Source organism: Citrobacter sp. XY323, assembly GCF_025106035.1.
Taxonomy (GTDB): Bacteria; Pseudomonadota; Gammaproteobacteria; order Enterobacterales; family Enterobacteriaceae; genus Citrobacter; species Citrobacter braakii.
On record NZ_JANYUK010000024.1, the window covers coordinates 12,131 to 38,422 of the forward strand.

Genomic DNA, 26,292 nt, shown 5'->3' on the forward strand with positions numbered 1-26,292 from the left:
TAAGCTTTACTTGGAGTAAAGCTCGACGATCAGGTGTTCGTTAATGTCCGCAGACAGATCAGAACGCTCCGGCTTACGCTTGAACGTACCTTCCATCTTGCCAGCATCAACTTCCAGCCAGGTTGGCTTTTCACGCTGCTCAGCCAGCTCCAGAGCGGCTTTCACGCGAGACTGCTTCTTCGCTTTCTCACGAATGCTAACAACGTCATTCGGACTAACCTGATAAGAAGCGATGTTAACAACACGACCGTTTACCATAATTGCTTTATGGCTGACCAGCTGACGTGCTTCTGCACGAGTGGCACCGAAGCCCATACGGTATACAACGTTGTCCAGACGACCTTCCAGCAGACCCAACAGGTTTTCACCGGTGTTGCCTTTCAGACGTGCTGCTTCTTTGTAGTAGTTACGGAACTGACGCTCCAGCACACCGTAGATACGGCGAACTTTTTGCTTTTCACGCAACTGCACACCATAGTCAGACAGACGCGGTTTACGCGCACCGTGCTGGCCAGGAGCTTGTTCAATTTTACACTTGGTATCGATCGCGCGAACGCCAGACTTAAGGAATAAGTCAGTGCCCTCACGACGGCTCAGCTTGAGCTTAGGACCCAAATATCTTGCCATTTTCTTTCTCCAACAATCCTAGAAACGACAGCGTTATACGCGACGTTTTTTCGGCGGACGACAACCGTTATGAGGGATCGGAGTCACATCAGTAATATTAGTGATGCGGAAACCAGCGGCGTTCAGAGCACGAACAGTAGATTCGCGACCTGGACCCGGTCCTTTGACCATAACTTCCAGATTCTTGATACCGTATTCTTTTACGGCTTCAGCGCAACGCTCTGCTGCAACCTGAGCTGCAAACGGAGTGGATTTGCGAGAACCACGGAAACCGGAACCACCGGCTGTTGCCCAACCCAGTGCGTTACCCTGACGATCAGTAATGGTAACGATGGTGTTGTTAAAAGAAGCATGGATATGAGCCACGCCGTCAGAGACTTGTTTTCTTACACGTTTACGTGCACGAATTGGTGCCTTTGCCATTATTCAATCACCCCGATTATTTCTTGATCGGTTTGCGCGGACCCTTACGGGTACGTGCGTTGGTCTTGGTACGCTGACCGCGAACCGGGAGACCACGACGATGACGCAAACCGCGATAGCAACCAAGGTCCATAAGGCGCTTGATGCTCATGCTAACTTCACGGCGCAGATCACCTTCAACGACAAATTTGGCAACTTCGTCACGCAGCGTGTCGATTTGTTCTTCAGACAGCTCACTGATCTTAACATCTTCAGCGATACCCGCGGCAGCCAGAATGGCTTTAGAACGGGTCTTGCCGACGCCGTAGATCGAAGTTAATGCGATCACAGCATGTTTCTGATCAGGAATGTTAATGCCTGCTATACGGGCCACTATGCACTCCTACTATTTAATATGTACGCACCATGCTGAAAAGCCCGTTTTCAGGATACTCAAATGGAAACGCACAGACATACAAAAGATTGGCTGGCTAATCTAGCCAGCTCAACCCAACTTTGCAAGAAAAATATGCGAATAAATCAGCCTTGGCGCTGTTTATGCTTCGGCTCGGCACTGCAAATCACACGGATGACACCATCACGCTTAACGATTTTGCAGTTACGGCATAATTTCTTGACGGAAGCACGAACTTTCATTTTTACTCTCCGTAACTTCTCGGGCGACTGTTAACGGCCGTAGCCTTTCAGATTCGCCTTCTTCAATGCAGACTCGTACTGACTTGACATCATCAGAGTTTGCACTTGAGCCATAAAGTCCATAATCACGACAACAACGATAAGCAGTGAGGTCCCACCGAAGTAGAACGGTACTTTCATTGCATCACGCATGAACTCCGGGATCAGGCAGATAAAGGTAATGTAGAGCGCACCAACCAGAGTCAGGCGGGTCATTACTTTATCGATATACTTCGCCGTTTGCTCTCCCGGACGAATTCCTGGTACAAATGCACCGGACTTCTTCAGGTTATCTGCTGTTTCACGCGGGTTGAAAACCAACGCCGTGTAGAAGAAACAGAAGAATATGATTGCAGACGCATAGAGTAACACATAAAGCGGTTGCCCAGGCTGCAAATACAGCGAAATTGTTGTCAGCCAGTTCCAACCAGTCCCGCCCCCGAACCATGACGCGATGGTCGCTGGGAACAGAATAATACTGGAAGCGAAGATTGCCGGGATTACCCCCGCCATATTCACTTTCAGCGGTAAATGTGTGCTCTGTGCAGCATAGACACGACGACCTTGCTGACGTTTCGCGTAGTTTACCACAATGCGGCGTTGACCACGCTCAACAAATACAACAAAGAACGTCACTGCAAATACTAATACTGCAACCAACAGCAACACGAGGAAGTGCAGGTCGCCTTGACGCGCTTGCTCGATAGTATGGGCAATGGCTGGCGGGAGTCCCGCGACAATACCGGCGAAGATAATGATTGAGATACCGTTGCCGATACCACGTTCAGTAATCTGTTCGCCCAACCACATCAGGAACATCGTCCCTGTAACCAGACTTACAACAGCGGTGAAATAGAATGCAAAGCCTGGATTCATTACCAGGCCCTGCATACCAGGCATATTCGGCAGACCGGTAGCAATACCGATCGACTGGAATATTGCCAGCACCAGAGTACCGTAGCGGGTGTACTGGCTGATCTTACGACGACCAGACTCCCCTTCTTTCTTAATTTCTGCCAGCGTTGGATGAACCACCGTCAGCAGCTGGATAATAATCGACGCCGAAATATACGGCATGATCCCCAGAGCAAAGATAGAAGCACGGCTGAGAGCACCACCAGAGAACATGTTAAACATTTCAATGATGGTGCCTCGCTGTTGCTCAAGCAGTTTGGCAAGTACAGCGGCATCAATACCAGGGATCGGAATGAAAGAGCCAATACGGAACACAATCAGCGCGCCGATTACAAACAGCAGTCTGCGTTTCAGCTCGCCTAAGCCACCTTTGGCACTTTGAAAATCTAATCCCGGTTGTTTAGCCATCTGCTACTTATTCCTCGATTTTACCGCCAGCAGCTTCGATAGCAGCACGAGCGCCTTTAGTAACACGCAGGCCACGAACAGTTACCGGAGTAGTGACTTCACCAGCCAGAATCACTTTCGCGAACTCGATCTGGATACCGATAATGTTAGCTGCTTTCAGCGTGTTCAGGTCTACAACACCGCCTTCAACTTTAGCCAGGTCAGACAGACGAACTTCGGCTGTAATCGCTGCTTTACGTGAAGTGAAGCCGAATTTCGGCAGACGACGGTACAGAGGCATCTGACCACCCTCGAAACCGCGACGTACGCCACCGCCAGAACGAGACTTCTGACCTTTGTGACCACGACCACCGGTTTTACCGAGGCCAGAACCGATACCACGACCCAGGCGGCGAGCCGCTTTTTTAGAGCCTTCGGCCGGAGACAGAGTATTTAAACGCATCTCTTACTCCTCAACTTTAACCATGAAGGAAACCGCGTTGATCATACCACGAACAGCAGGAGTATCCTCGCGCTCTACGGTGTGACCAATACGACGCAGACCCAGGCCAAGCAGCGTTGCCTTATGTTTCGGCAGACGACCGATTGCACTGCGGGTTTGAGTAATTTTAATAGTCTTTGCCATGGTTTATTTCCCCAGAATTTCTTCAACGGATTTACCACGCTTGGCAGCGACCATTTCCGGAGATTTCATATTTTCCAGGCCATCGATAGTTGCACGAACCACGTTAATCGGGTTAGTAGAACCATACGCTTTAGCCAGAACGTTACGAACTCCAGCGACTTCCAGAACGGCGCGCATTGCACCACCGGCGATGATACCGGTACCTTCGGAAGCCGGCTGCATGAATACACGAGAACCCGTGTGAGTACCCTTAACCGGGTGCTGCAGGGTGCCGTGGTTCAGCGCGACGTTAATCATATTGCGACGGGCTTTTTCCATCGCTTTCTGGATCGCTGCTGGAACTTCACGCGCTTTACCGTAACCAAAACCAACGCGACCGTTACCATCACCAACTACAGTCAGAGCTGTGAAGGAGAAAATACGACCACCTTTAACGGTTTTAGATACGCGGTTAACCGCGATCAGCTTTTCCTGCAGTTCGCCAGCTTGTTTTTCGATGTGAGCCATCTTACACCTCTACCTTAGAACTGAAGGCCAGCTTCACGGGCAGCATCTGCCAGTGCCTGGACACGACCATGATATTGGAACCCGGAACGGTCAAAAGAAACATCTTTGATGCCTTTTTCCAGAGCGCGTTCAGCAACAGCTTTACCTACAGCTGCAGCAGCGTCTTTGTTACCGGTGTACTTCAATTGTTCAGCGATAGCTTTTTCTACAGTAGAAGCAGCTACCAGAACTTCAGAACCGTTCGGTGCAATTACCTGTGCGTAAATATGACGCGGGGTACGATGTACCACCAGGCGAGTTGCGCCCAGCTCCTGGAGCTTGCGGCGTGCGCGGGTCGCACGACGGATACGAGCAGATTTCTTATCCATAGTGTTACCTTACTTCTTCTTAGCCTCTTTGGTACGCACGACTTCGTCGGCGTAACGAACACCCTTGCCTTTATAAGGCTCAGGACGACGGTAGGCGCGCAGATCTGCTGCAACCTGACCGATCAGCTGTTTATCAGCGCCTTTCAGCACGATTTCAGTCTGAGACGGACATTCTGCAGTAATACCCGCAGGCAGCTGATGGTCAACAGGGTGAGAGAAACCTAAAGCCAGGTTTACTACATTCCCTTTAACCGCTGCACGATAACCTACACCAACCAGCTGTAGCTTCTTAGTGAAGCCTTCGGTAACACCGACAACCATTGCATTCAGCAGGGCACGCGCGGTACCAGCCTGAGCCCATCCATCTGCGTAACCATCACGCGGACCGAAGGTCAGTGCATTATCTGCATGATTTACTGCAACAGCATCGTTGAGAGTACGAGTCAGCTCGCCGTTTTTACCTTTGATCGTAATAACCTGACCGTTGATTTTTACATCAACGCCGGCAGGAATAACGACCGGTGCTTTAGCAACACGAGACATTTTTTCCTCCGATTAGGCTACGTAGCAGATAATTTCGCCACCAAGACCAGCCTGGCGCGCTGCACGATCAGTCATAACACCTTTAGAGGTAGAAACAACTGCGATACCCATGCCAGCCATAACTTTCGGCAGCTCGTCTTTACGCTTATAAATGCGCAGACCTGGGCGACTGACACGCTGAATGCTTTCTACAACAGCTTTACCCTGGAAATACTTAAGAGTAAGTTCCAGTTCCGGCTTGGTGTCGCCTTCAACTTTAAAATCTTCAATAAAACCTTCTTCCTTCAGCACGTTGGCAATTGCCACTTTCAGCTTGGAGGAAGGCATGGTGACCGCAGCTTTATTCGCGGCCTGACCGTTACGGATACGGGTCAGCATATCCGCGATCGGATCTTGCATGCTCATCTGTCTTTACTCCCGTGATTCAATTGGTAATTACCAGCTAGCCTTTTTCAAGCCTGGTACTTCACCGCGCATAGCGGCTTCACGCAGTTTGATACGGCTCAACCCGAACTTGCCCACATAGCCATGCGGACGACCTGTTTGACGGCAGCGGTTACGCTGACGGGACGGGCTGGAATCACGCGGCAGAGACTGCAGCTTGAGAACTGCGTTCCAACGATCTTCGTCGGTCGCGTTCACATCAGAGATAATAGCTTTCAGTTCAGCGCGTTTTGCGAAGTACTTATCAGCTAAAGCTACGCGCTTTACTTCGCGTGCTTTCATTGATTGCTTAGCCATTCAGTAACCCTACCTTACTTGCGGAACGGGAAGTCAAAGGCAGCCAGCAGAGCACGGCCTTCTTCATCAGATTTCGCAGTAGTGGTAATGGTAATATCCAAACCACGCACGCGGTCGACTTTATCGTAGTCGATTTCTGGGAAGATGATCTGCTCACGGACACCCATGCTGTAGTTACCACGACCGTCGAAAGACTTAGCGGACAAGCCACGGAAGTCACGGATACGTGGAACAGCAATAGTGATCAGGCGCTCAAAGAACTCCCACATGCGTTCGCCACGCAGAGTTACTTTACAGCCGATCGGATAGCCCTGACGGATTTTGAAGCCTGCAACTGATTTGCGTGCTTTGGTGATCAGCGGTTTTTGACCGGAGATTGCTGTCAGGTCAGCTGCTGCGTTATCCAGCAGTTTCTTGTCAGCGATCGCTTCACCAACACCCATGTTCAGGGTGATCTTCTCGACCCGAGGGACTTGCATGACAGAATTGTAGTTAAACTCAGTCATGAGTTTAGCGACTACTTCGTCTTTGTAGTAATCATGCAGTTTCGCCATCGTACTACTCCAAATTACTTGATAGTTTCGCTGTTAGATTTAAAGAAACGGACTTTTTTGCCGTCTTCGAATCTAAAGCCTACACGGTCAGCCTTGCCGGTTGCCGCGTTGAAGATAGCAAGGTTAGAGATCTGAATAGCTGCTTCTTTCTCTACAATGCCGCCTGGTTGGTTCAGGGCCGGAACCGGCTTCTGATGTTTCTTAACCAGGTTGATACCTTCAACAATGACCTTGCCGGAAGACAGGACATTCTTAACTTTACCGCGTTTACCTTTATCTTTACCGGTTAACACGATAACTTCGTCATCACGACGGATCTTCGCTGCCATGATTCGCTCCTTAGAGTACTTCTGGTGCCAGAGAGATAATTTTCATGAACTTCTCGTTACGAAGTTCACGAGTTACCGGCCCAAAAATACGCGTACCGATAGGTTGCTCGCTGTTATTGTTTAAAATAACGCATGCATTACCATCGAAGCGAATGACAGAACCGTCCGGGCGACGAACACCCTTCTTGGTGCGCACCACTACCGCCTTCAGCACATCACCTTTTTTGACCTTACCACGCGGAATTGCTTCCTTGATGGTGATCTTGATGATATCGCCGACGCCTGCGTAGCGACGGTGCGAGCCACCCAGAACCTTGATACACATTACGCGACGTGCACCGGAGTTGTCGGCGACGTTCAGCATAGTCTGTTCTTGGATCATTTTAGTGCTCCGCTAATGTCAACTACTACTGAGACCCGAAAATCAGGTCGTTAAAAAAGCCCCATATCGGGGGCGCGGCATTATAACACCGCTTCAACGATATGGGTAGAAAAAATAAACGGCTCATCGCTGAGCCGTTTATTCGTTGAGAATGCCTACTGTATTACAGAACGGCTTTCTCTACAACGCGAACCAGCGTCCAGGACTTAGTCTTGGACAGCGGACGGCATTCGCGGATTTCAACCACGTCACCAGTACCGCATTCGTTGTTCTCGTCATGTACGTGCAGTTTGGTCGTACGCTTAATGAATTTACCGTAGATCGGGTGTTTCACAAAACGTTCGATAGCAACAACGATGGATTTCTCCATTTTATCGCTAACAACGCGACCTTGCAGAGTACGGATTTTATCGGTCATTACGCACCCGCCTTCTCAGTCAGTAAAGTCTTAACGCGTGCGACATCACGACGCACTTGCTTCAACAGGTGAGACTGTTGCAGCTGGCCACTTGCAGCCTGCATACGCAGGTTGAACTGCTCACGCAGCAGATTCAGCAGCTCGGTGTTCAGCTCTTCAACACTCTTCTCACGCAGCTCTTTTGCTTTCATTACATCACCGTCTTAGTTACAAAGGTGGTTTTAATCGGCAGTTTCGCTGCTGCCAGCTTGAATGCTTCACGGGCCAGCTCTTCCGGTACGCCGTCCATTTCATACAGGACTTTACCCGGCTGAATCAAGGCAACCCAATACTCCACGTTACCTTTACCTTTACCCATACGCACTGCCAGCGGCTTTTCAGTGATCGGTTTGTCCGGGAATACACGGATCCAGATCTTACCTTGACGCTTAACTGCACGGGTCATAGCACGACGTGCTGCTTCGATCTGACGGGCAGTCAGACGACCACGGCCAACAGCTTTCAGACCGAAGCTGCCGAAGCTAACATCCGTACCCTGCGCCAGACCGCGGTTACGGCCTTTGTGCATTTTACGGAATTTTGTACGCTTTGGTTGTAACATCAGCGACGCTCCTTATTTACGGCCTTTACGCTGCTGCTTTTTAGGTTGCGCAGCCGGTTTTTCCGGTTGTTCAACAGCAGCCATACCACCCAGGATCTCGCCTTTGAAGATCCACACTTTAACGCCGATTACACCGTAAGTGGTGTGCGCTTCAGAGGTGTTGTAGTCGATGTCAGCACGCAGAGTGTGCAGAGGTACGCGACCTTCGCGGTACCATTCGGTACGTGCGATTTCCGCGCCGCCCAGACGGCCGCTAACTTCAACTTTAATACCTTTAGCGCCCAGACGCATTGCGTTCTGTACAGCACGCTTCATAGCACGACGGAACATAACACGACGTTCCAGCTGAGAAGTGATGCTGTCAGCAACCAATTTTGCATCCAGTTCAGGCTTACGCACTTCGGCGATATTGATCTGAGCAGGAACGCCAGCAATATCCGCTACGACTTTGCGCAGTTTTTCTACGTCTTCACCTTTCTTACCGATAACGATACCCGGGCGAGCGGTGTGAATGGTCACACGGATGCTCTTAGCCGGACGCTCGATAACGATACGAGATACAGACGCTTTAGCCAGTTCCTTAGTCAGGTACTGACGTACTTTAAAATCGCTGTCCAGGTTGTCAGCGAATTCTTTGGTGTTCGCAAACCAGGTTGAGTTCCATGGTTTTACAATACCCAGGCGAATACCATTAGGATGTACTTTCTGACCCATTGCTAGTCTCCAGAGTCTCAGCGATCGGACACAACCACAGTAATGTGGCTGGTGCGCTTCAGGATGCGATCTGCACGACCTTTTGCACGCGGCATAATGCGCTTCATGCTCGGGCCTTCGTCTACGAAAATTTTCGTAACTTTCAGATCGTCAATGTCAGCGCCATCGTTGTGTTCAGCGTTAGCAATGGCAGATTCCAGGACTTTCTTGACCAGTACAGCCGCTTTCTTATTGGTGTAGGTCAGAATATCCAGAGCCTGCGACACTTTCTTACCGCGAATCAGGTCTGCAACAAGGCGAACCTTCTGAGCAGAAGAACGAGCATGGCGATGTTGAGCTAAAGTTTCCATCTCTTCCTCCTACCTTATTTCTTCTTCGCTTTTTTATCAGCAGCATGGCCGCGATAAGTACGAGTCGGTGCGAATTCACCCAGTTTGTGACCGACCATTTCGTCGGAAACAAATACCGGAACGTGCTGACGACCATTATGGACAGCGATGGTCAAACCGATCATGTTAGGAAAGATCGTTGAACGACGGGACCAAGTGCGCAGGGGCTTCTTGTCTCCGCTTTCCACCGCTTTCTCTACCTTCTTCAGCAAGTGCAGGTCAATAAAAGGACCTTTCTTGAGAGAACGTGGCATGGCTTATCCTCTAAAATTATTTGCTACGGCGACGTACGATGAATTTATCAGTACGCTTGTTGCTGCGGGTCTTCTTACCTTTGGTCTGAACGCCCCACGGAGTTACCGGGTGCTTACCAAAGTTACGACCTTCACCACCACCATGTGGGTGGTCGACTGGGTTCATCGCAGTACCGCGAACGGTAGGACGAACACCACGCCAGCGTGCAGCACCTGCTTTACCCAGAACGCGCAGCATATGCTCAGCATTGCCAACTTCGCCCAGAGTTGCACGGCAGTCTGCTTCGACTTTACGCATTTCACCAGAACGCAGACGCAGGGTGACATAAGCACCATCGCGAGCAACGATCTGAACGTAAGTACCAGCGGAACGTGCCAGCTGACCGCCTTTACCTGGTTTCATTTCTACGTTATGAACAGTAGAACCAACCGGGATATTGCGCATCGGCAGGGTGTTACCTGCTTTGATTGCAGCATCAACGCCAGATTGAACCTGGTCGCCAGCTTTCAGGCCTTTAGGGGCCAGGATGTAACGGCGTTCACCGTCTTTGTACAGAACCAGCGCGATGTTCGCGGAGCGGTTCGGATCGTACTCAAGACGTTCAACAACTGCCGGGATACCGTCTTTGTTGCGTTTGAAGTCAACAATACGATAAGCCTGCTTGTGACCACCACCGATGTGACGAGTGGTGATGCGGCCATTGTTGTTACGACCACCGGATTTGCTGTTTTTTTCAACCAGCGGAGCAAAAGGTTTGCCCTTGTGCAGCTCTGGGTTGACCACTTTAACAACGTGGCGACGACCCGGAGATGTCGGTTTACATTTAACAACTGCCATTGTATTACTCCTCCGACTTACTCAGCGCCGCCGACGAAGTCCAGATTCTGGCCTTCCTTCAGGGTGACGTAAGCTTTTTTCCAGTCGCTACGACGACCGATACGCTGTCCGTGACGTTTAACTTTCCCTTTAACTACCAGGGTGTTAACGACTTCGACTTCGACTTCAAACAGTTTCTGCACAGCAGCTTTGATTTCTGCTTTGGTCGCGTCTTTAGCAACTTTGAGAACGATGGTGTTAGTTTTTTCCATCGCAGTAGACGCTTTTTCAGAAACGTGCGGTGCGCGCAGCACTTTCAGCAGACGTTCTTCACGAATCATGCCAGCATCTCCTCAACTTGCTTAACAGCATCAGCAGTCATTACGACTTTGTCGAAGGCGATCAGGCTAACCGGGTCGATACCAGTTGCATCGCGTACGTCAACCTTATGCAGGTTGCGCGCAGCCAGGAACAGGTTTTCGTCCAGCTCACCGGTGATGATCAGCACATCTTCCAGAGCCATGTCTTTCAGTTTCTGTGCCAGCAGCTTAGTTTTAGGCGCTTCTACAGAGAATGATTCGACAACGATCAGACGATCCTGACGTACCAGTTCGGACAGAATGCTTTTCAGCGCGCCGCGGTACATCTTTTTGTTAACTTTTTGACTGTGGTCCTGTGGACGAGCAGCGAAGGTCACGCCACCTGAACGCCAGATCGGGCTCTTGATAGAACCTGAACGCGCACGGCCGGTACCTTTCTGGCGCCACGGCTTTTTGCCTGAACCAGTTACTTCAGCACGAGTCTTCTGAGCACGAGTACCCTGACGAGCACCAGCTGCATAAGCAACAACAACCTGGTGAACCAGCGCTTCGTTGAAATCACGACCGAAGGTAGTTTCGGAAACAGTCAGCGCGCTCTGCGCGTCTTTCAATACTAATTCCATTGCTATCCCCTTACGCCTTCACAGCTGGTTTAACGATCAGGTCGCAACCGGTCGCACCCGGAACACCACCTTTAACCAGCAGCAGGTTGCGCTCAGCGTCAACACGTACTACGTCCAGGCTCTGAACGGTTACACGTTCGTTGCCCAGCTGACCTGCCATTTTCTTGCCTTTGAACACTTTGCCCGGAGTCTGGTTCTGACCGATAGAACCCGGAACGCGGTGGGACAAGGAGTTACCGTGAGTAGCGTCCTGGGTACGGAAGTTCCAGCGCTTAACGGTACCAGCGAAACCTTTACCTTTAGAGGTACCGGTTACGTCAACTTTTTTAACGTCAGCAAACAGTTCAACGCTAATGTTCTGACCAACGGTGTATTCTTCACCATCTGCCAGGCGGAACTCCCACAGGCCGCGGCCAGCTTCTACGCCAGCTTTAGCAAAGTGACCAGCTTCCGGCTTAGTTACGCGGTTAGCTTTTTTAGCACCGGTGGTAACCTGAACAGCGCGATAGCCATCGTTAGCCAGATCTTTAACCTGAGTAACGCGGTTTGCTTCAACTTCGATAACGGTTACTGGGATAGATACGCCATCTTCAGTGAAGATGCGGGTCATACCCACTTTTTTACCGACTAAACCAATCATTGTATCAACCTCTCAATCGCTCGATGACCTGATTAACCCAGGCTGATCTGCACGTCTACACCGGCAGCCAGGTCCAGACGCATCAGAGCATCAACGGTTTTTTCAGTTGGCTCAACGATGTCAACCAGACGCTTGTGAGTACGGATCTCGTACTGATCACGCGCGTCTTTGTTGACGTGCGGGGAGATCAGAACGGTGAAACGCTCTTTGCGGGTCGGCAGCGGGATCGGACCACGAACCTGCGCACCAGTGCGCTTGGCAGTCTCGACGATTTCCGCGGTTGATTGATCGATCAGACGATGATCAAACGCTTTCAAACGGATACGGATTCTTTGGTTCTGCATGAGACCAGAGCTCCAATTATTTTATAGACGAAATAGTTACTCCTCAAACCCATTACGATTGATGGGAGAGTGTAACCGTTCTTACGTAGCCCCCTGATTGGGAGCGTTGTTGACGGTAAACCGCCACAGTTCATATCGAACTACCCGTCAGATTTGACAGGCTGGCGTATTATACGTATAGCCGGTACGGATGCAAGTGATTATGGCTATTTGCCATCGATTTCTCTCAGCGCTTGTTGCACACGTGAGCGCAATACTTCGCCATCCGGCGCTTCCTGACCGGATGCTTCATCATAGGGTATCTCTTCCAGCATACTGTCACCCTCTTCGTTCTGGGTGGGTAAATCGATGCGTATCGGCAGAGGCTTCCGCTTAAAAATGTAATGCACATCCGAGAGTCGATACGCCTGAGAATCGGGCACTCCCTGCGTGGCGGTTGTCGGATGGCGCACCAACCAGACATAATGTCCGTAGTAGCCGCACATTAGCATCAGGCTGACCCAGAACAGCCAGCAACAGGAATGCAGCACCTGCCGCCAGCGGCAACTCGACACTGTTTTCGCATCAATGGGTTGATAGATGTGCATCATCACATACGCTCCTTAGATGACACATGTGTGAGCACAGGTGCCGCCTCATTGATTAATACCGGCGCGTCTCCAAGACTCTGACGTAGCCTTATCAGCGTCTCTTTTCCCGGCTTACCATCCACAGGCAAATTCTCCCGCTGCTGGAATGCTTTGACCTTTTCGATTAACCATGGCGTCCATGAGCCTGATTTATCGCCGGGAACGCCCAGCGCGCGGCTCAGCATCGTATCAAACCAGATGATGGTTTCCGCCGGACTCTTTTCACCGATCTGCATTTTCCTGTCAGGCGTTAAATTGAGCATCAGGGTATAATTTCCCTGCCAGTGCTTCGCCAGCCACTCCTGACTGACGATCCAGGTTTTATTATCAATGATAAGATCCAGCTCGTTTCCTGATACACGCATCACAACACCGTAGACCGGTTGTTTATCGATATTCAAATGCGCGATCCACGGCAACCCGCGCCTGATGAGGTTATCTAAACGTTCCTTACCGCTTTCGCACACCAACTCAGCGCGATCGGCCTGGTCACACCATGCCTCGTCATGCGCTGTGTCGAATCCCCAGACGCTGAATAATTGCTGCATGGCGTCGCGTAATCCTCCCCGTGCATCGCTAATATCCGGCAGGTTTTCCTTTTTTTGCGTCATCGCCACCGTTAACCCGGCAGGCCCAGGAAGTTGAAGGGGAAAAACATCGACCGCCAGCCAGCCGAACGTCAAAGCCAGCGCAGCGTAAAGTCCGGGCAATATTCCCTTGCGCAATACGCAAGAGCGGAGAGTAAATGTTTCCAGCAACAATTTTTCCTGTTGAGCGGTTAACACATCCGCTTGCCTGTCCGTTGCCATTTTTCTCGCCGCCCGGGCGATGCGCCTCAGCAACGCCAGGTTTCCCTGCACTGCCCGAACCGCTTTGCGCACAAATTCATGACGCATCCGCACAGGCTCGCCATCCGCCTCACACAGTTGCTGTTGATGCATAAAATCAAGATATTCATCGTCCGTCGGCGCAGCGATGATCGCCGATAGCGTAACACGCCGTTTAAGTCGTCGGTTACGCCTGAGCGCTTCGCCCCCCACCAGTAGCAAGCTGGCGCCAGCGTCAAATGAAGCCGCCAGATGACGGAAATTATCGACAAATGCCGGAAGATGTCTGGCGAGTGCGTCAGCATTATCAATGACAATTATTATTGGTTGCGCTGCCGGACTAAGGGCAGGCATCAGCGTTGACCAGAAACGGCTAACTCTCACGTCTCGCCAGTCTGGCTGGAGTTTTCCGTGCGTACACGCCGTGTGTGTCAATTGACAGAAACCAGAGAAACCAGTGGCGGTAAACACCACTACCCTGCCGGGAAAATTCTTACCTAACTGATAAATAAGCGTCGATTTACCACACCCTGGTTTGCCGCATAATACGCCCACATCGCCAGCGCCCAACTCATGAATAAAGATATTCTTGATAAGGGTATGTTGCGAAAAAGAGTAAATTGCATACGGTAATTCGCGTTCAGTCATCGATAAGTTCCAGTAATTGATGCGGGTATTTAACTTATTATATGTCAGATAAATATTATCAATTTTTTATATTTGAATTAAACGACATGTTCCGACGATTAAATTGAAAAGCTGAAAGTAAGCCTATATCATGCTTCTCCCGAAAAGAACAGGCATGCTATTAACAATGGATGTTATCGCGAAGCAATTTACCTTTATATTTAAGAGAAAGCGTAACGATGTGCTGTACTGCGTTATGTTTTTTGTCGGTGTCATTGTTATTATTCATTCGTTATATGCCTATAGATTATTTATTGATTCTATCAATACGAAAAACAAAACCAGTCACTCAATAACGTCCGTTGTCCTCAGGCTGCCAATGAATTTACCGAAAAACAGTAGGGAAAACGCGACTGATAATAAAGAAGATGTTTCAATTAAAAATTCGATGCTCAATCTCCAGCTAAATGGAATTATTGCGAGCACGCTAAAAACACGTTCACAGGCTATTATCACCATTAATGAGAAAGCAAAATTTTACAGTACCGGAGATAAACTTGACGATCTCCCTGACGTAAAAATTACGGACATTGATAATAATAGCGTGACGATTGATAACAATGGCTCCCGGCAACGCATCGCTTTTATTGATGAGCCTGATATATCCTCCAGGGTGCCGGCACCATCGCTGCCACATGACAGCGCGCCACATTCCCTCAGCGACATCATTATTACCAACTTTATCTATCAGCAGGAAGCGCTACAGGGCGTCAGATTAAACGCCCGTGGTCCGGTTGAACGTTTTATAGCAACCGGACTCAGGCCAGGCGATATTGCGATCAAAATGAACAACCATCCGCTAACTCAGGAAACGTCAGCAAAAGCGGCACTACAGGAATTTGTAACCTTAAACTCTGCCCAGTTTACCGTGATACGAAACGGTCAGGAAGCGTTGGTGAATGTATCCGTTACTGAGAATGATTAACCTTAAGGACGACAAAATTGCGCAAAGGAATTAAAAAAACGGCTGCATGGATACTGGCGCTACAGTTTTGCTCCTTTCCATTTCAAACCATGTCAGCGCAATATTCGGCAAACTTCCAGGATGCGGATCTCCGGGAGTTTATTACCTCGGTCAGTAAGCAAATGGGCAAAACCATTCTGATCGATCCGTCCGTCCAGGGAAAAATCTCCGTTCGCAGCTTTGACAGTTTCAACGAGGAGGAATACTACCAGTTTTTTCTCAGCGTTCTCGATATCTACGGCTACTCGGTTATCACCCTGGATAACGGCCTGCTGAAGGTTGTTCGCTCCGCAACGCTTAAGACCGCGCCGGGAAAAGTATTGGCACAGTCGCAACCGGCGGTTGGCGATGAATTTATCACCCGCGTCGTGGCGCTGAAAAATGTCCCGGTACGCGATCTGGCTCCGCTATTACGCCAGATGATGGACAGCGGCGGCATCGGCAACGTCGTACACTATGATCCTTCTAATGCGCTGTTGATCACCGGTAAAGCCAATATAGTCAATCGCATCCTTGAGGTTGTGAAACGGGTCGATGTTATCGGTACTCAGGAACGTGAGCTTATCAAACTGCGCTACGCCTCGGCAGTTGATTTATCTGACGTAATTAACAGCCTGATTCGCGAAGAGTCAAAGGAAAACCCAACGCAGATCCTGCTGCCTAAAATTGTCGCCGACAAGCGCACCAACGCCCTTCTTATCAGCGGGCCGGACAATGTGCGCCAGCGGATGAAATCTTTAATCGCTAAACTGGATATCGAACAGACCACGCAGGGCAATACTCGCGTGTTCTATTTGAAATACGCCAAAGCCACTAAAATCGTTGAAGTTCTGACCGGCGTGTCAACCAAACTGACGGAAGACAAGCAGTCGTCTTCGCAGAGCGTGGCTACCCCTTCCCGGGATGTCTCGATTAACGCCGATGAACAAACCAACTCGGTGGTCATTACCGCAGACCAGAGCACCATGCAGGAGCTGGAAAAAGTCATCGCTCGTCTGGATATTCGCCGCGCACAGGTACTGGTTGAAGCCATCATTGTGGAAGTCCAGGATGGCAACGGCCTGAATCTTGGCGTGCAATGGGCCAACAGCAACGTCGGCGGTCAGCAGTTTACTAAAACGGGGCTGCCGATTTTCGACGCCTCAAGAGGCGCGCGCCAGTTTGATAAAAACGGTTCGATGACCAGTGACAACCCTATTGCCAGCGCGTTAAGCAGTTTTAACGGCCTGGCGACGGGCTTCTTTGAGGGGGACTGGAGCGTCCTGCTCACCGCGATCTCCTCCGACAACAAAAACGATATCCTCGCCACCCCCAGCATTGTGACGCTGGATAACAAAGAAGCATCGTTTAATGTCGGCCAGGATGTGCCGGTGCTTTCCGGCTCGCAAACGACCTCCGGCGACAACGTCTTTAATACGGTCGAACGTAAAACCGTCGGCACCAAACTGAAGGTCACACCGCAAATCAACGAAGGCGACGCGGTGCTGATGGAGATCGAGCAGGAAGTGTCGAGCGTCGACACCGCTTCCGGTAACGCCAGCGATCTCGGCCCAACGTTCAACACCCGCACTATCCAGAATGCCGTGCTGGTCAAAAGCGGCGAAACCGTGGTGCTGGGTGGCCTGCTGGATGATTCAAGCAAAGAGCAGGTTTCCAAAGTACCGCTGCTGGGCGATATCCCTGTTCTCGGACAGCTATTCCGCTACACCTCAACGGAAAATGCGAAGCGTAATTTGATGGTCTTTATCAGGCCGACCATTATTCGCGACGACGAGGTTTATCGTTCGCTCTCAAAGGATAAGTACACCCGATTTCGTGATTTACAGCAGCAGCGTATTGATAAGCAATCCAGTGGATTGGTCGGCGTGAAGGACGAAGAACGCCCGATGCTTAAAGAGCTGAATTTCGATGTGCCGACCGACGCGCCCAACGACCAGCCATCGCGCAATCCCTTCCGGGAATGATCCAACATGACTGACTTATGGACGCGCATTCCTCCCCAGCATCCTCTGCCGCTTAATTACGCACAGGGGCAAAAATTTGGTATCGCGGTCGCGGTGGATGAATTGTTCTACCGCACCGACACGCCGCTGGAAAACGTGCTCGAGGCCAGCGTTGCCTGTCAGCGCTTCAGCCGCCTGACGCCAGCGCAATTTGACGACCACCTGGAGCAACTTTTCCAGCACGGCGCCGGAGAGTCCCGGCAGATTGCCCAGGATATCGATCAGGAGATCGACCTGACGGCGCTGAGCGAGGAGTTACCCGACAACGCCGATCTGCTCAGTGATGAAAACGACGCACCGGTTATCCGCCTGATCAACGCGGTTCTTCATGAAGCCGTGAGGGAAGGCGCGTCAGATGTGCATATCGAAACCTTCGAAAAATCGCTGGTGGTGCGTTTTCGTATCGATGGTGTCCTCAAGCCAGTCCTTCAGCCCGCTAAAAAACTGGCGCCGCTGCTGATTTCACGTATCAAAGTCATGGCGCGACTGGATATTGCCGAAAAACGACTGCCGCAGGATGGGCGTATTTCCCTACGCCTCGGACGCAAAAATATTGATGTCCGCGTTTCGACGTTGCCCTCGCAGTATGGCGAAAGAGCCGTGCTGCGTCTGCTGGATAAAAACAGTCTGCGCCTGACGCTGGAGAATATGGGGCTATCGGCGGTGGATAGCCTGCGGCTGAAGGGTTTAGTACAGCAGCCGCACGGCATCATTCTCGTCACCGGCCCGACGGGGTCGGGAAAAAGCACCACGCTGTATGCAATTCTCGCCGAGCTGAATTCCCCCCAGCGTAATATCCTGACCGTCGAAGATCCCATCGAGTACGAGCTGGAAGGCGTCGGACAAACCCAGGTAAACAGCCGGGTGGATATGTCTTTCGCCAGGGGACTGCGCGCCATCCTGCGCCAGGATCCGGACATCGTCATGGTCGGCGAAATTCGTGACGCCGAAACCGCGCAGATAGCGGTTCAGGCATCGCTCACAGGACATCTGGTGCTTTCCACCCTGCACACTAACAGCGCTTGCGGTGCGATCACCCGATTACGAGATATGGGCGTTGAACCTTTCCTGCTCTCATCATCGCTAAGCGGCGTTATCGCCCAACGCCTGGTGCGTCGCCTCTGTCCGGCCTGCCGCGTGCATGCTCCCATTCCTGACTCTCAGAAATCCCTCCTGCACGCGCTCGATCCCACCGCTCAGACAATCTGGCAGGCTTGCGGATGCAGCGAATGTCGGGGAACAGGCTATCAGGGGCGACTGGCGATTCATGAAATTATGCTGGTGGATAAAACTATGCGCAGCATCATCCATCGCGACGCCGATGAACACGCCCTGGAACAGTGCCTGCGCCAGCAAAGCCGGAGCCTGCGGGAGAACGGCCTGCTGCGCGTGCTGGCGGGCGAGACCACGCTTGAGGAAGTCATGCGCGTCACCTCTGCGCAAGAGGATACGCAATGAAATATCAGTGGCAAGCAATGGATGACCGCGGCGCAACCCGCCGTGGAACGCTGGATGCCGCCAGCAGCAAAGAGGCGCGCGAGGCGCTACGCGCCCAGGGTCTGCACCCGCTGGTGTTAAATGAGAAAAAGGTCATTTCGCTGTTCCGGACGGTAAAAAAAACGCCTCGTTTACGGCTTAGCGGGAGTGAACTGGCGCTGTTCACCCGTCAGCTTGCCACGCTGGCCAACGCTTCGCTACCGCTTGAAGAGGCGCTGTTCGTTATTGGCCGGCAGAACAAAAATAATAAACTGGGGCTGGTGCTACACGACCTGCGCGAACGGATCCTCGCCGGACATACGCTTTCCGAATCGCTGGCCGCCTGGCCGCGGATCTTCGATTCCGTTTACCGCACGCTGGTGAAAGCCGGTGAAAAAAGCGGACAGCTCGGCTGTGTACTGGAAAAACTGGCTGACTACAATGAGTTACGACAGGCAACACGCAGTAAACTCATCCAGTCAATGGTGTACCCTTCCCTGCTGACCAGCGTGGCGATCGCCGTCGTCGCTATCCTGCTCACCACCGTAGTGCCCAAAATCGTGGAGCAGTTTCTGCATATGAAAGAAGCGCTGCCGATGTCCACGCGCGTGTTGCTGGCAATCAGTGGTGCCATGCGCCACTACGGATTGTGGGTAATCGCATTGCTGCTGATTGCCTGTTTCCTGTTTCGCCACTGGCTCACCCGCCCCGGCAAACGGCATCTGCTTGACCGCTGGCTTCTTGATTTCAAACTTAGTCGCGCCCTGCTGCGCGCAATCCACTGCGCCCGTTATTTGCGCACCCTGAGCATTCTTAATATCAGCGGCGTTCCGCTGCTGGAAGGGATGACGCTGGCAACCGAAGGCATCGGTAACCGAGAAATCAGTCAGCGGCTGGGTCAGGCCGCGGAGCGCGTGCGCCAGGGTTCAGGCTTTCATCTCGCCCTGGAAAAATGCGATCTCTTCCCGCCGATGATGCTCTACATGATTGCCTCCGGGGAAAAAAGCGGCCAACTCAGCGAGCTAATGGCGCGCGCCGCCGACCAGCAGGAAACACTGCTACAAAACCGAATTGCGCTGACGCTGGCGCTGTTTGAACCCGCGCTAATTATTACGATGGCGATGATTGTGCTGTTCATCATCATCTCGGTTCTGCAACCCATTTTGCAACTCAACTCATTGGTAAGTTAAGGATAAAACGTGAATAGTGATGCACATAAGCAGCGAGGATTTACGCTGCTGGAGATGATGGTGGTGCTGGTTATTTTGGGCATCCTCGCAAGCCTGGTCGTCCCCAGTTTAATGGGCAATAAAGACAAAGCCGATCACCAGAAAGCCGTCAGCGACATCGTGGCGCTGGAGAATGCGCTGGATATGTACAAACTGGATAACTATCGCTATCCGCTGACGGCACAGGGGTTAAAGGCGCTGGTCGAAAAACCGACCGCCAGCCCAATCCCGGAAAATTACAACGCGAAGGGATATATCAAGCGTCTGCCACAGGATCCCTGGGGTAATGAGTATCTGCTGGTTAGCCCTGGTGAACACGGCGATTACGATATTCTCTCCGCAGGTCAGGACGGTGAACCCGGCACCACTGACGACATTACTAACTGGGAACTGGGTAAAGCGAAATAATCGGAATGAGGCAGAAGGGATTCACGCTACTGGAAGTCATTCTGGTGCTGACGATTATCGCGCTTGGCGCCTCGCTGGTGATGATGACCTACGGGCGACAAAATGATACTGCGAAAGCGATTACCGCAGTTGAACAGCTGGCGGCACTGACTGAATATGCCGCTGACTGGTCAACCATGGAGGACCGCAGTACCGGTATTGAGATCCGCGAACAAGGCTGGCGCATCGTCACACCGATTGGCAATCGCTGGCAGACGCCAACCCAGTTCTATCGCCTGGCGACCGAGGGCAAGTGGGAAAATGACTGGCAGGTGGCTCTGTTCCCAGCGTCGCTCGCCAGGCAATCCGTCGGCACGCCGCAAATTCTGATTCACCCGGACGGTGAAATTACGCCGTTTACGCTACACATCCGCAGCCGTAAAAATAATACGCTGCTGTTCACGCTCGCCAGCACTGGCGGGCTGCCGCTGGTGCTCACCCGAGGCGAAAGCCGATGAGCCAAAGGCAATCAGGAATGACGCTTCTGGAAGTGCTGCTGGCGATATTCATTTTCGCCACCTGCTCTCTCGCGCTACTCAACAGCCTGCACGGTCAGGTTAGCGCCACCGCAAAAATGGAAGAACAGGTGCTTGCCGGTTGGGTAGCGGATAATGTGCTCAAAACCTATCAACTGGCCGGGCAGAGCCCCGCTAAAACAGCGACAGGCAGCAGCATTATGGGTAAACGCCGCTGGGACTGGTCGTTAACAGTCTCACCCGCCGATGCTTCCGGCCTCAGCACCTGGACAGCAGACGTCGCTCTTGAGGACAAGCAGAAGATCCGCCTGCAGCGCTTTATTCCCTCGCCGCAAGGAGGACCGCAAAATGTCTCCCGGCCCTGAGAAACAGCGCGGCTTTACCCTGCTGGAAGTTTTACTGGCTATTGCTCTGTTCGCCATGCTCAGCCTGCTGACGGCGCAGATGCTGACGACGACAATTGACAGTAACGAGCAGACCAAAAAGCATCAGCAGCGTTTTTCCGCTATCGTGCGTACCGTCAATTTGCTGGATAAAGATATCCGACAGCGGGTGCCAGTAACCCAATTGCAGGGCGAAAAAGAGACGCTGATGCTGACGACAGCCAGCAGTAACAGTTATCCTGGCGCCTGCTGCGCGCCCGATATCCAGCGAGTTCAGTGGTATCTGCAGGATCATACTTTATACCGCACGCTCTGGCGCTACCCGGAAGATACAACCCCGGCCATCACTCAGCCGATGCTCAATGGTGTGAACGCCTTCACGTTGCGTTATTACAACAGTAAAGAGAAAGCGTGGACGGACACGGCGACAATCCCATCTCCTGGCGCGATGGAAGTCACTCTTAAACTTGCTGATTCCGGCACGATAACTCGTCTGACGCTGTTGCCAGAGAACCGCCAGCCAGGAGAACAGCAATGACCCGGCAAAAGGGCGTGGCGCTGCTGGTAGTGCTCATGATCCTGGCAATTATGGCGGCGCTGGCCAGCGAAATGACCGTGCGCTACCAGATCAACCTCAAACGTACCAGCTACACCCGGATGCGGCTACAGCAAAACTGGCTAGCAGAGCTGGCTGAAAGCCAGGCCATGCGTATTCTTGAACAGGACCTGCGGGATAATGAGAAATACCTCACTCACGAGCAGCTCTGGGCGCAGCCGCAGCGTATTCAGCTCGCCAGCGGCGACGCTGTTAGCTGGCAGCTATCTGACGAGCAGGCCTGTTACAACATTAATGCGCTGATTAACGCCCCGACCGATCGAATGAAAGAGCCGCCCGCCAGCGTGAGCGTCTTTCTGGCACTGCTGGAAAACATTGGCGTCACCAATGCCCAGGCAGAGGCGCTGGTTGATGCTATCGCCGACTACATCGATAACGACGATATTCCACGCGCCTCCGGTGCCGAAAATGAGTATTACCAGACAAGTAACGACCCCCACACCATTGGCGGACGACGTATCTGGTCAATCAGTGAGCTCAAACAAATCAAAGGGATGACGCTTTCTCTTTACCAGCAAATCTCCCCGCTACTCTGCGCGCTGCCTGATGATGAGTTAAAAATCAACATCAACACCCTGACGCACCGGGATGCACCGTTGATTGCGGCGATGCTCAATAATGCTGTCCCGCCACGCGAGATTGAACGCTTTTTTGATACCCCGCGCAAAGGACGCAAAATCAGCATTGAGACGCTGTTAAAGACATTCGATAAGGATAATCCAGCTCATAAGCTGTCGCAGACCACATTCAAAAGCATTGCGGTGGCGACCAGTCGTTACTTCCGCCTTGAAACGACTATCGAACAGGGCGATAGCGCCGGGAGCACCATCAGCCAGCTGGAATACGATCCCAAAAGAAAGGCTCTGTTTATTACAGCCCGCAAAAGCGTGGCGCGCGACCATTAAAGGGAACTAAATGACGCCAGACACATTACTGCTACGTCCGCTGCCGGGAAAACTGGAATGGTGCTGCCCCAACGAGGCGCAGCCTCCGGTTATTGTTGAACAGGCGGATTACCTCCAGCCAAACGCGCTGGCCGACCTGCCGGATGCCGGTAACGCCTGCCTGTTCCTGTCACCTGATTATTTCTGTTTTCGTCGCGTCGAATTACCGACGGAAAACTACAAAATCAGTGAACAAACGCTGGGCTGGCTGGTGGAGGACGCCGTTGTCGGTGATACAGACAGCCTGCACTGGACGGTTCTCGCCAGAGAAGAAAACACGCTCCATCTCGCCGGGATCGCCAGGACCACGCTGAACGATCTATTGACGACTTTCCGCACAGCTGGCGTGACGTTGACGTATATCGTTCCGGATGGTTTCTGGCTGCCGTATGTCACGGATAGCTGGAGTCTGCTAAAACAAGATGAGCGATGGTTAATCCGTTACGACGCGTGGAAAACAGGCGTGCTGAGTGAGGCACTGCTCACGCATTTACTTGCCAGCCATACAGAGCAGAAAATCATCAGCGCCAGCGCGCTTCCTGTGCCTCACGCTTATGTCGAATACCTTGACTGGCAGCCACCGCTGGCATGCGCCTGCAATGGCGATAATATTCAGGACATTAACGTATTACACGGCAGCTTCCGCCCTTTGCCCCCGACACAACCGACCCCGCGTCTGCTGAAATATGCCGCCATAGCAACATTTGCCCTGGCGATAGCGCTCTTCTCAGGGCTGAAAGGGGTGATGCTCTGGCAGCTTCATCAACAGAAACAGGTGCTCTCAGCGGAAGGTGCCACCCTGTGGAACCGCTATTTCCCAGGTGATAACCGCAACAGCAATTTTAAATATTTCTTCGAATCGTCCGCGAGGGATCGCTATCCGGATGTGCTGACGTTACTGACTCAGCTTCAGACCCGATTAAGCACATTGCCGGGGCTTACCATCCGCGAGGTCAACTACCGGCTCGAACAACGCCTTTTTACCCTGACGCTCAACGTTCGCGATCCGGAACATCTTCGCCGCTTTATGGTGCAGACAAACGACGAATTTATCCTGACTCAACCGCCAGAAGGGACGACAGATAGCGTCCGGCTGATCCTGAAGGAGCGCAAATGAATATGAATAGCTGGTGGAGCGAAAAAAACGGCAGAGAGCAACGCAGTCTGATATTCCTCGCCGTTTTCTGTCTGCTGGCGGGATTCTGGTACGGCGTGGTTCAGCCCCTGGATAACGCTATTGCACAGCAGAGGCAGGAAAATGATCGTCTCAGGAGTGAGATCCAGTGGGTAAATGAGGCGATTCAGCGTCGCGGATTAGTTGCCAGCAGACCTGGCACAAAGACCGATCCGGCACTGATACAACATAGCGCGCAGCAGGCAGGTCTGAATATCAGCGTTGTGACATCCACTCCCGATCATTTTGCGATCTCGCTTCCCGTTGTTAAAACCGAACCATTATTTGCGTGGCTTAATACCCTACAAAATGAGGGAATACAGGTTTCGCAACTCACGTTTAGCGCCCGCCCGGTCGCCGGGGAGATTGCGGTGGAAGCCCTTGAACTCTATCCGGTGGGGAAATGACGGAACTCATTAACATTGCAGCAATGGCGCTTGTCGGGCTGATAGTCGGCAGCTTTATGAATGTAGTGGTTTATCGACTGCCGATCATGATTGAGCATCGGCACAGCGAAACATGGAATATCGCCTGGCCTCCGTCGCACTGTCCACATTGCCAGCACAGGCTATCGGTGCGTAATACTATTCCACTATTCAGTTGGCTGTGGCAGCGGGGGCGTTGCCAGGCCTGCGCTCAGCCCATTTCATGGCGTTACCCACTGACTGAACTGGCGTGTTCTTGTATTTTTGCGCTTAGCGCCGCATTTGTCTCTTCAATATCAGATGCAATTGCCATCATGACGCTGTTCTGGTTTATTTTCGCCCTGGCGCAAATTGATCTCCGGACGTACCTGCTGCCGGATGTGCTGACGCAGCCGCTGCTCTGGCTCGGTCTGCTATATCACAGCGTTTACGACAGAGAGATGTTACCCGACGCGCTGTACGGCGCTGTCGCTGGCTATCTGACGCTATGGCTGGTCTGGTGGGGATGCAAAATACTTGCGGGAAAAGAGGGCATCGGCCTGGGTGACGCTAAGCTACTGGCGGCGATGGGTGCCTGGTGTGGATGGCCAGCGCTACCGCCCATTTTACTCGCTGCATCATTGCTGGGCATTGTCTGGTGGCTGATCCTACGCCTTACCCGAAGGACGTCGATACCGCTTATTGCGTTCGGTCCGTGGCTTGGACTGGCAGGCTGGTTGATTTTCAGCGCGCAAAGCTCAGGTGTTATCGGGTACTGAAAGGAGCGGCAGGCCTGCCGCTCTGCAAAGTGTGCGTCTACGCTTCGCGAATCTGTGCCTGAAGATAGTTCTGGAGTCCCATCTTCTGGAGCAGATCCAGCTCCGTTTCCAGCCAGTCAATGTGACCTTCTTCATCAGCAAGGATTTCGATCATCATATCCCGGCTAACGTAGTCATGGACGCTGTCGGCATAGGCAATGGCTTCACGTAAATCTTTTGCCCCATCGAGTTCGAGTCGAAGATCGGATTGCAGCATCTCTTCAACATCTTCGCCTATACCCAACTTACCAAGATCCTGTAAGTTTGGGAGCCCTTCTAAGAATAAAATACGCTCGATATATTTATCAGCGTGTTTCATCTCATCGATAGATTCATGGTACTCAACATCATTGAGGCGAGTCAGTCCCCAGTTTTTGAACATACGAGCATGGAGAAAATACTGGTTGATTGCGACAAGCTCATTTCCCAATAGTTTATTGAGATAATTTATGATTTTAACATCACCTTTCATTTTATAGTCCCTCCGCTTCCACTCTTAGAGCGTAGATGGGGCTACAGGGATGTCAAAAAAAAGAGTGTGACTTAGGCGATCTCTTTAAATTCTGGCATTTGCGTTAATTCATCCTGCATGACTTCGCGGGCAGCACGAATGCACTTACCGCATTGATTTCCAACAGGAATAAATTTACGCAATTGCTGAAAGGACTGAGGATGAAACTGGCGAACAGCCTGACGTATTTTTTTATCACTTATCGCATTACACAAACAAACGTACATGATCGCTCCCGTTCAATTTCTGCGCAAAGTGTAAATGAGAATAGTTATGATTACAATAGCACAACGCTATTTACGCAGCGGGAGAATGAATGAAAAATGCGAATAAATATGACAACTGCTAAATCGCGGACAGCAAAAAGGGCGCCGAAGCGCCCTTTTTAAGCTCAAAGCTAATTATTCAATAATTAGCTCATTACTTTAGCAACAACGCCCGCACCAACAGTACGGCCGCCTTCACGGATTGCGAAACGCAGACCGTC

At 51.7% G+C, this 26,292-nt stretch carries 43 protein-coding genes; 12 read left to right on the top strand and 31 right to left on the bottom strand.

Going from position 1 to position 26,292, the window contains the following annotated elements:
* Positions 1–6 precede the first annotated feature (6 nt).
* The 28 genes from rpsD to N0B36_RS23765 all read right to left on the bottom strand — a co-directional run bounded on the left by rpsD (position 7) and on the right by N0B36_RS23765 (position 14,321).
* Positions 7–627, bottom strand: coding sequence for a 30S ribosomal protein S4 (gene rpsD, locus N0B36_RS23630; protein ID WP_003031138.1), 621 nt, complete (start codon positions 625–627; stop codon positions 7–9).
* Positions 628–660: 33 nt separating this feature from the next.
* Positions 661–1,050, bottom strand: a complete 390-nt coding sequence (gene rpsK, locus N0B36_RS23635) for a 30S ribosomal protein S11 (RefSeq protein WP_003031137.1) — start codon at positions 1,048–1,050, stop codon at positions 661–663.
* A gap of 16 nt (positions 1,051–1,066) precedes the next feature.
* On the bottom strand, positions 1,067–1,423 hold the full coding sequence (gene rpsM, locus N0B36_RS23640) for a 30S ribosomal protein S13 (protein ID WP_003031135.1): 357 nt from the start codon (positions 1,421–1,423) through the stop codon (positions 1,067–1,069).
* Between the two features lie 146 nt (positions 1,424–1,569).
* Positions 1,570–1,686, bottom strand: a complete 117-nt coding sequence (gene rpmJ / locus N0B36_RS23645; RefSeq protein ID WP_000868187.1) for a 50S ribosomal protein L36 — start codon at positions 1,684–1,686, stop codon at positions 1,570–1,572.
* A 30-nt stretch (positions 1,687–1,716) separates the two neighbouring features.
* Positions 1,717–3,048, bottom strand: a complete 1,332-nt coding sequence (gene secY / locus N0B36_RS23650; protein ID WP_001118864.1) for a preprotein translocase subunit SecY — start codon at positions 3,046–3,048, stop codon at positions 1,717–1,719.
* Between the two features lie 7 nt (positions 3,049–3,055).
* Positions 3,056–3,490: a 50S ribosomal protein L15 gene (gene rplO, locus N0B36_RS23655; RefSeq protein WP_003031132.1), complete on the bottom strand. Its 435-nt coding sequence runs from the start codon at positions 3,488–3,490 to the stop codon at positions 3,056–3,058.
* Between the two features lie 3 nt (positions 3,491–3,493).
* Positions 3,494–3,673 (bottom strand): 50S ribosomal protein L30, encoded by a 180-nt coding sequence (rpmD, locus tag N0B36_RS23660; protein WP_137379340.1) that lies wholly within the window; start codon positions 3,671–3,673, stop codon positions 3,494–3,496.
* A 3-nt stretch (positions 3,674–3,676) separates the two neighbouring features.
* Entirely contained in the window at positions 3,677–4,180 is a 504-nt protein-coding gene (rpsE, locus tag N0B36_RS23665) for a 30S ribosomal protein S5 (RefSeq protein ID WP_003031131.1), read from the bottom strand.
* A gap of 14 nt (positions 4,181–4,194) precedes the next feature.
* Positions 4,195–4,548, bottom strand: coding sequence for a 50S ribosomal protein L18 (gene rplR / locus N0B36_RS23670; protein ID WP_000358960.1), 354 nt, complete (start codon positions 4,546–4,548; stop codon positions 4,195–4,197).
* Positions 4,549–4,557: 9 nt separating this feature from the next.
* Positions 4,558–5,091: a 50S ribosomal protein L6 gene (rplF, locus tag N0B36_RS23675; protein WP_003031129.1), complete on the bottom strand. Its 534-nt coding sequence runs from the start codon at positions 5,089–5,091 to the stop codon at positions 4,558–4,560.
* Positions 5,092–5,103: 12 nt separating this feature from the next.
* The gene (gene rpsH / locus N0B36_RS23680; RefSeq protein WP_003031127.1) at positions 5,104–5,496 is read right to left on the bottom strand and encodes a 30S ribosomal protein S8; all 393 of its coding nucleotides are present in this window, start codon (positions 5,494–5,496) and stop codon (positions 5,104–5,106) included.
* A 30-nt stretch (positions 5,497–5,526) separates the two neighbouring features.
* The gene (gene rpsN / locus N0B36_RS23685) at positions 5,527–5,832 is read right to left on the bottom strand and encodes a 30S ribosomal protein S14 (protein WP_003031125.1); all 306 of its coding nucleotides are present in this window, start codon (positions 5,830–5,832) and stop codon (positions 5,527–5,529) included.
* A 14-nt stretch (positions 5,833–5,846) separates the two neighbouring features.
* Positions 5,847–6,386 (bottom strand): 50S ribosomal protein L5, encoded by a 540-nt coding sequence (gene rplE / locus N0B36_RS23690; protein WP_003031123.1) that lies wholly within the window; start codon positions 6,384–6,386, stop codon positions 5,847–5,849.
* A gap of 14 nt (positions 6,387–6,400) precedes the next feature.
* Positions 6,401–6,715 (bottom strand): 50S ribosomal protein L24, encoded by a 315-nt coding sequence (gene rplX, locus N0B36_RS23695; protein ID WP_003031122.1) that lies wholly within the window; start codon positions 6,713–6,715, stop codon positions 6,401–6,403.
* A gap of 10 nt (positions 6,716–6,725) precedes the next feature.
* Positions 6,726–7,097 carry a 50S ribosomal protein L14 gene (gene rplN / locus N0B36_RS23700; RefSeq protein WP_000613954.1) on the bottom strand — a complete coding sequence of 124 codons (372 nt, stop codon included), beginning with the start codon at positions 7,095–7,097 and terminating at the stop codon, positions 6,726–6,728.
* Between the two features lie 163 nt (positions 7,098–7,260).
* Positions 7,261–7,515, bottom strand: coding sequence for a 30S ribosomal protein S17 (gene rpsQ, locus N0B36_RS23705; RefSeq protein ID WP_003031120.1), 255 nt, complete (start codon positions 7,513–7,515; stop codon positions 7,261–7,263).
* On the bottom strand, positions 7,515–7,706 hold the full coding sequence (rpmC, locus tag N0B36_RS23710) for a 50S ribosomal protein L29 (RefSeq protein ID WP_000644742.1): 192 nt from the start codon (positions 7,704–7,706) through the stop codon (positions 7,515–7,517). The genes rpsQ and rpmC overlap by 1 nt, the downstream gene beginning before the upstream one ends.
* Positions 7,706–8,116 (bottom strand): 50S ribosomal protein L16, encoded by a 411-nt coding sequence (rplP, locus tag N0B36_RS23715; RefSeq protein WP_000941212.1) that lies wholly within the window; start codon positions 8,114–8,116, stop codon positions 7,706–7,708. The genes rpmC and rplP overlap by 1 nt, the downstream gene beginning before the upstream one ends.
* Before the next feature lie 12 nt (positions 8,117–8,128).
* Positions 8,129–8,830, bottom strand: a complete 702-nt coding sequence (gene rpsC / locus N0B36_RS23720) for a 30S ribosomal protein S3 (RefSeq protein ID WP_000529945.1) — start codon at positions 8,828–8,830, stop codon at positions 8,129–8,131.
* 17 nt (positions 8,831–8,847) lie between these two features.
* Positions 8,848–9,180: a 50S ribosomal protein L22 gene (gene rplV / locus N0B36_RS23725; RefSeq protein WP_000448832.1), complete on the bottom strand. Its 333-nt coding sequence runs from the start codon at positions 9,178–9,180 to the stop codon at positions 8,848–8,850.
* Between the two features lie 14 nt (positions 9,181–9,194).
* Complete coding sequence (gene rpsS, locus N0B36_RS23730; RefSeq protein ID WP_001138115.1) at positions 9,195–9,473, bottom strand: 30S ribosomal protein S19; 279 nt, start codon at positions 9,471–9,473, stop codon at positions 9,195–9,197.
* A gap of 16 nt (positions 9,474–9,489) precedes the next feature.
* The gene (gene rplB / locus N0B36_RS23735; RefSeq protein WP_016154746.1) at positions 9,490–10,311 is read right to left on the bottom strand and encodes a 50S ribosomal protein L2; all 822 of its coding nucleotides are present in this window, start codon (positions 10,309–10,311) and stop codon (positions 9,490–9,492) included.
* A 17-nt stretch (positions 10,312–10,328) separates the two neighbouring features.
* Positions 10,329–10,631: a 50S ribosomal protein L23 gene (rplW, locus tag N0B36_RS23740; RefSeq protein ID WP_000617546.1), complete on the bottom strand. Its 303-nt coding sequence runs from the start codon at positions 10,629–10,631 to the stop codon at positions 10,329–10,331.
* Complete coding sequence (gene rplD, locus N0B36_RS23745) at positions 10,628–11,233, bottom strand: 50S ribosomal protein L4 (RefSeq protein ID WP_003031119.1); 606 nt, start codon at positions 11,231–11,233, stop codon at positions 10,628–10,630. Before rplD ends, rplW begins: the two co-directional genes overlap by 4 nt.
* A gap of 10 nt (positions 11,234–11,243) precedes the next feature.
* Positions 11,244–11,873, bottom strand: coding sequence for a 50S ribosomal protein L3 (gene rplC, locus N0B36_RS23750; RefSeq protein WP_003031117.1), 630 nt, complete (start codon positions 11,871–11,873; stop codon positions 11,244–11,246).
* Positions 11,874–11,905: 32 nt separating this feature from the next.
* Positions 11,906–12,217, bottom strand: coding sequence for a 30S ribosomal protein S10 (gene rpsJ / locus N0B36_RS23755; protein ID WP_001181005.1), 312 nt, complete (start codon positions 12,215–12,217; stop codon positions 11,906–11,908).
* A gap of 206 nt (positions 12,218–12,423) precedes the next feature.
* The gene (locus tag N0B36_RS23760) at positions 12,424–12,807 is read right to left on the bottom strand and encodes a hypothetical protein (protein WP_259689401.1); all 384 of its coding nucleotides are present in this window, start codon (positions 12,805–12,807) and stop codon (positions 12,424–12,426) included.
* The gene (locus N0B36_RS23765; RefSeq protein WP_259689403.1) at positions 12,807–14,321 is read right to left on the bottom strand and encodes an AAA family ATPase; all 1,515 of its coding nucleotides are present in this window, start codon (positions 14,319–14,321) and stop codon (positions 12,807–12,809) included. The genes N0B36_RS23760 and N0B36_RS23765 overlap by 1 nt, the downstream gene beginning before the upstream one ends.
* Before the next feature lie 166 nt (positions 14,322–14,487).
* On the opposite strand from N0B36_RS23765, the gene gspC reads away from it, so the two are divergent.
* Genes gspC through N0B36_RS23825 form a run of 12 tightly spaced genes read left to right on the top strand, consistent with a single transcriptional unit; the run spans position 14,488 to position 25,255 of the window.
* Positions 14,488–15,285 (top strand): type II secretion system protein GspC, encoded by a 798-nt coding sequence (gene gspC, locus N0B36_RS23770; RefSeq protein WP_153689966.1) that lies wholly within the window; start codon positions 14,488–14,490, stop codon positions 15,283–15,285.
* Between the two features lie 17 nt (positions 15,286–15,302).
* Complete coding sequence (gspD, locus tag N0B36_RS23775; RefSeq protein WP_016157610.1) at positions 15,303–17,288, top strand: type II secretion system secretin GspD; 1,986 nt, start codon at positions 15,303–15,305, stop codon at positions 17,286–17,288.
* Between the two features lie 6 nt (positions 17,289–17,294).
* On the top strand, positions 17,295–18,785 hold the full coding sequence (gene gspE / locus N0B36_RS23780; protein ID WP_181629712.1) for a type II secretion system ATPase GspE: 1,491 nt from the start codon (positions 17,295–17,297) through the stop codon (positions 18,783–18,785).
* Positions 18,782–19,993 carry a type II secretion system inner membrane protein GspF gene (gene gspF, locus N0B36_RS23785; protein ID WP_259689404.1) on the top strand — a complete coding sequence of 404 codons (1,212 nt, stop codon included), beginning with the start codon at positions 18,782–18,784 and terminating at the stop codon, positions 19,991–19,993. Before gspE ends, gspF begins: the two co-directional genes overlap by 4 nt.
* Positions 19,994–20,002: 9 nt before the next feature.
* Positions 20,003–20,440 carry a type II secretion system major pseudopilin GspG gene (gspG, locus tag N0B36_RS23790; RefSeq protein WP_259689405.1) on the top strand — a complete coding sequence of 146 codons (438 nt, stop codon included), beginning with the start codon at positions 20,003–20,005 and terminating at the stop codon, positions 20,438–20,440.
* Between the two features lie 5 nt (positions 20,441–20,445).
* Positions 20,446–20,937, top strand: a complete 492-nt coding sequence (gspH, locus tag N0B36_RS23795) for a type II secretion system minor pseudopilin GspH (protein ID WP_259689406.1) — start codon at positions 20,446–20,448, stop codon at positions 20,935–20,937.
* The gene (gene gspI, locus N0B36_RS23800) at positions 20,934–21,320 is read left to right on the top strand and encodes a type II secretion system minor pseudopilin GspI (protein WP_047501494.1); all 387 of its coding nucleotides are present in this window, start codon (positions 20,934–20,936) and stop codon (positions 21,318–21,320) included. Before gspH ends, gspI begins: the two co-directional genes overlap by 4 nt.
* Complete coding sequence (gspJ, locus tag N0B36_RS23805) at positions 21,304–21,876, top strand: type II secretion system minor pseudopilin GspJ (RefSeq protein WP_259689407.1); 573 nt, start codon at positions 21,304–21,306, stop codon at positions 21,874–21,876. Before gspI ends, gspJ begins: the two co-directional genes overlap by 17 nt.
* Positions 21,873–22,859: a type II secretion system minor pseudopilin GspK gene (gspK, locus tag N0B36_RS23810; protein ID WP_259689408.1), complete on the top strand. Its 987-nt coding sequence runs from the start codon at positions 21,873–21,875 to the stop codon at positions 22,857–22,859. Before gspJ ends, gspK begins: the two co-directional genes overlap by 4 nt.
* Positions 22,860–22,869: 10 nt before the next feature.
* On the top strand, positions 22,870–24,015 hold the full coding sequence (gspL, locus tag N0B36_RS23815) for a type II secretion system protein GspL (RefSeq protein WP_259689409.1): 1,146 nt from the start codon (positions 22,870–22,872) through the stop codon (positions 24,013–24,015).
* Positions 24,012–24,479, top strand: a complete 468-nt coding sequence (gene gspM, locus N0B36_RS23820) for a type II secretion system protein GspM (RefSeq protein ID WP_049281767.1) — start codon at positions 24,012–24,014, stop codon at positions 24,477–24,479. The genes gspL and gspM overlap by 4 nt, the downstream gene beginning before the upstream one ends.
* Positions 24,476–25,255 carry an A24 family peptidase gene (locus N0B36_RS23825; RefSeq protein ID WP_235117474.1) on the top strand — a complete coding sequence of 260 codons (780 nt, stop codon included), beginning with the start codon at positions 24,476–24,478 and terminating at the stop codon, positions 25,253–25,255. The genes gspM and N0B36_RS23825 overlap by 4 nt, the downstream gene beginning before the upstream one ends.
* A 37-nt stretch (positions 25,256–25,292) precedes the next feature.
* Here N0B36_RS23825 and bfr read toward each other — a convergent pair whose 3' ends face one another.
* From bfr to N0B36_RS23840, 3 genes are all read right to left on the bottom strand, one after another.
* On the bottom strand, positions 25,293–25,766 hold the full coding sequence (gene bfr / locus N0B36_RS23830; RefSeq protein ID WP_016154761.1) for a bacterioferritin: 474 nt from the start codon (positions 25,764–25,766) through the stop codon (positions 25,293–25,295).
* Between the two features lie 71 nt (positions 25,767–25,837).
* Positions 25,838–26,032, bottom strand: coding sequence for a bacterioferritin-associated ferredoxin (bfd, locus tag N0B36_RS23835; RefSeq protein WP_003031111.1), 195 nt, complete (start codon positions 26,030–26,032; stop codon positions 25,838–25,840).
* 185 nt (positions 26,033–26,217) lie between these two features.
* A partial coding sequence (locus N0B36_RS23840; RefSeq protein ID WP_170973914.1) for a hypothetical protein occupies positions 26,218–26,292 on the bottom strand: 75 nt, incomplete at its 5' end.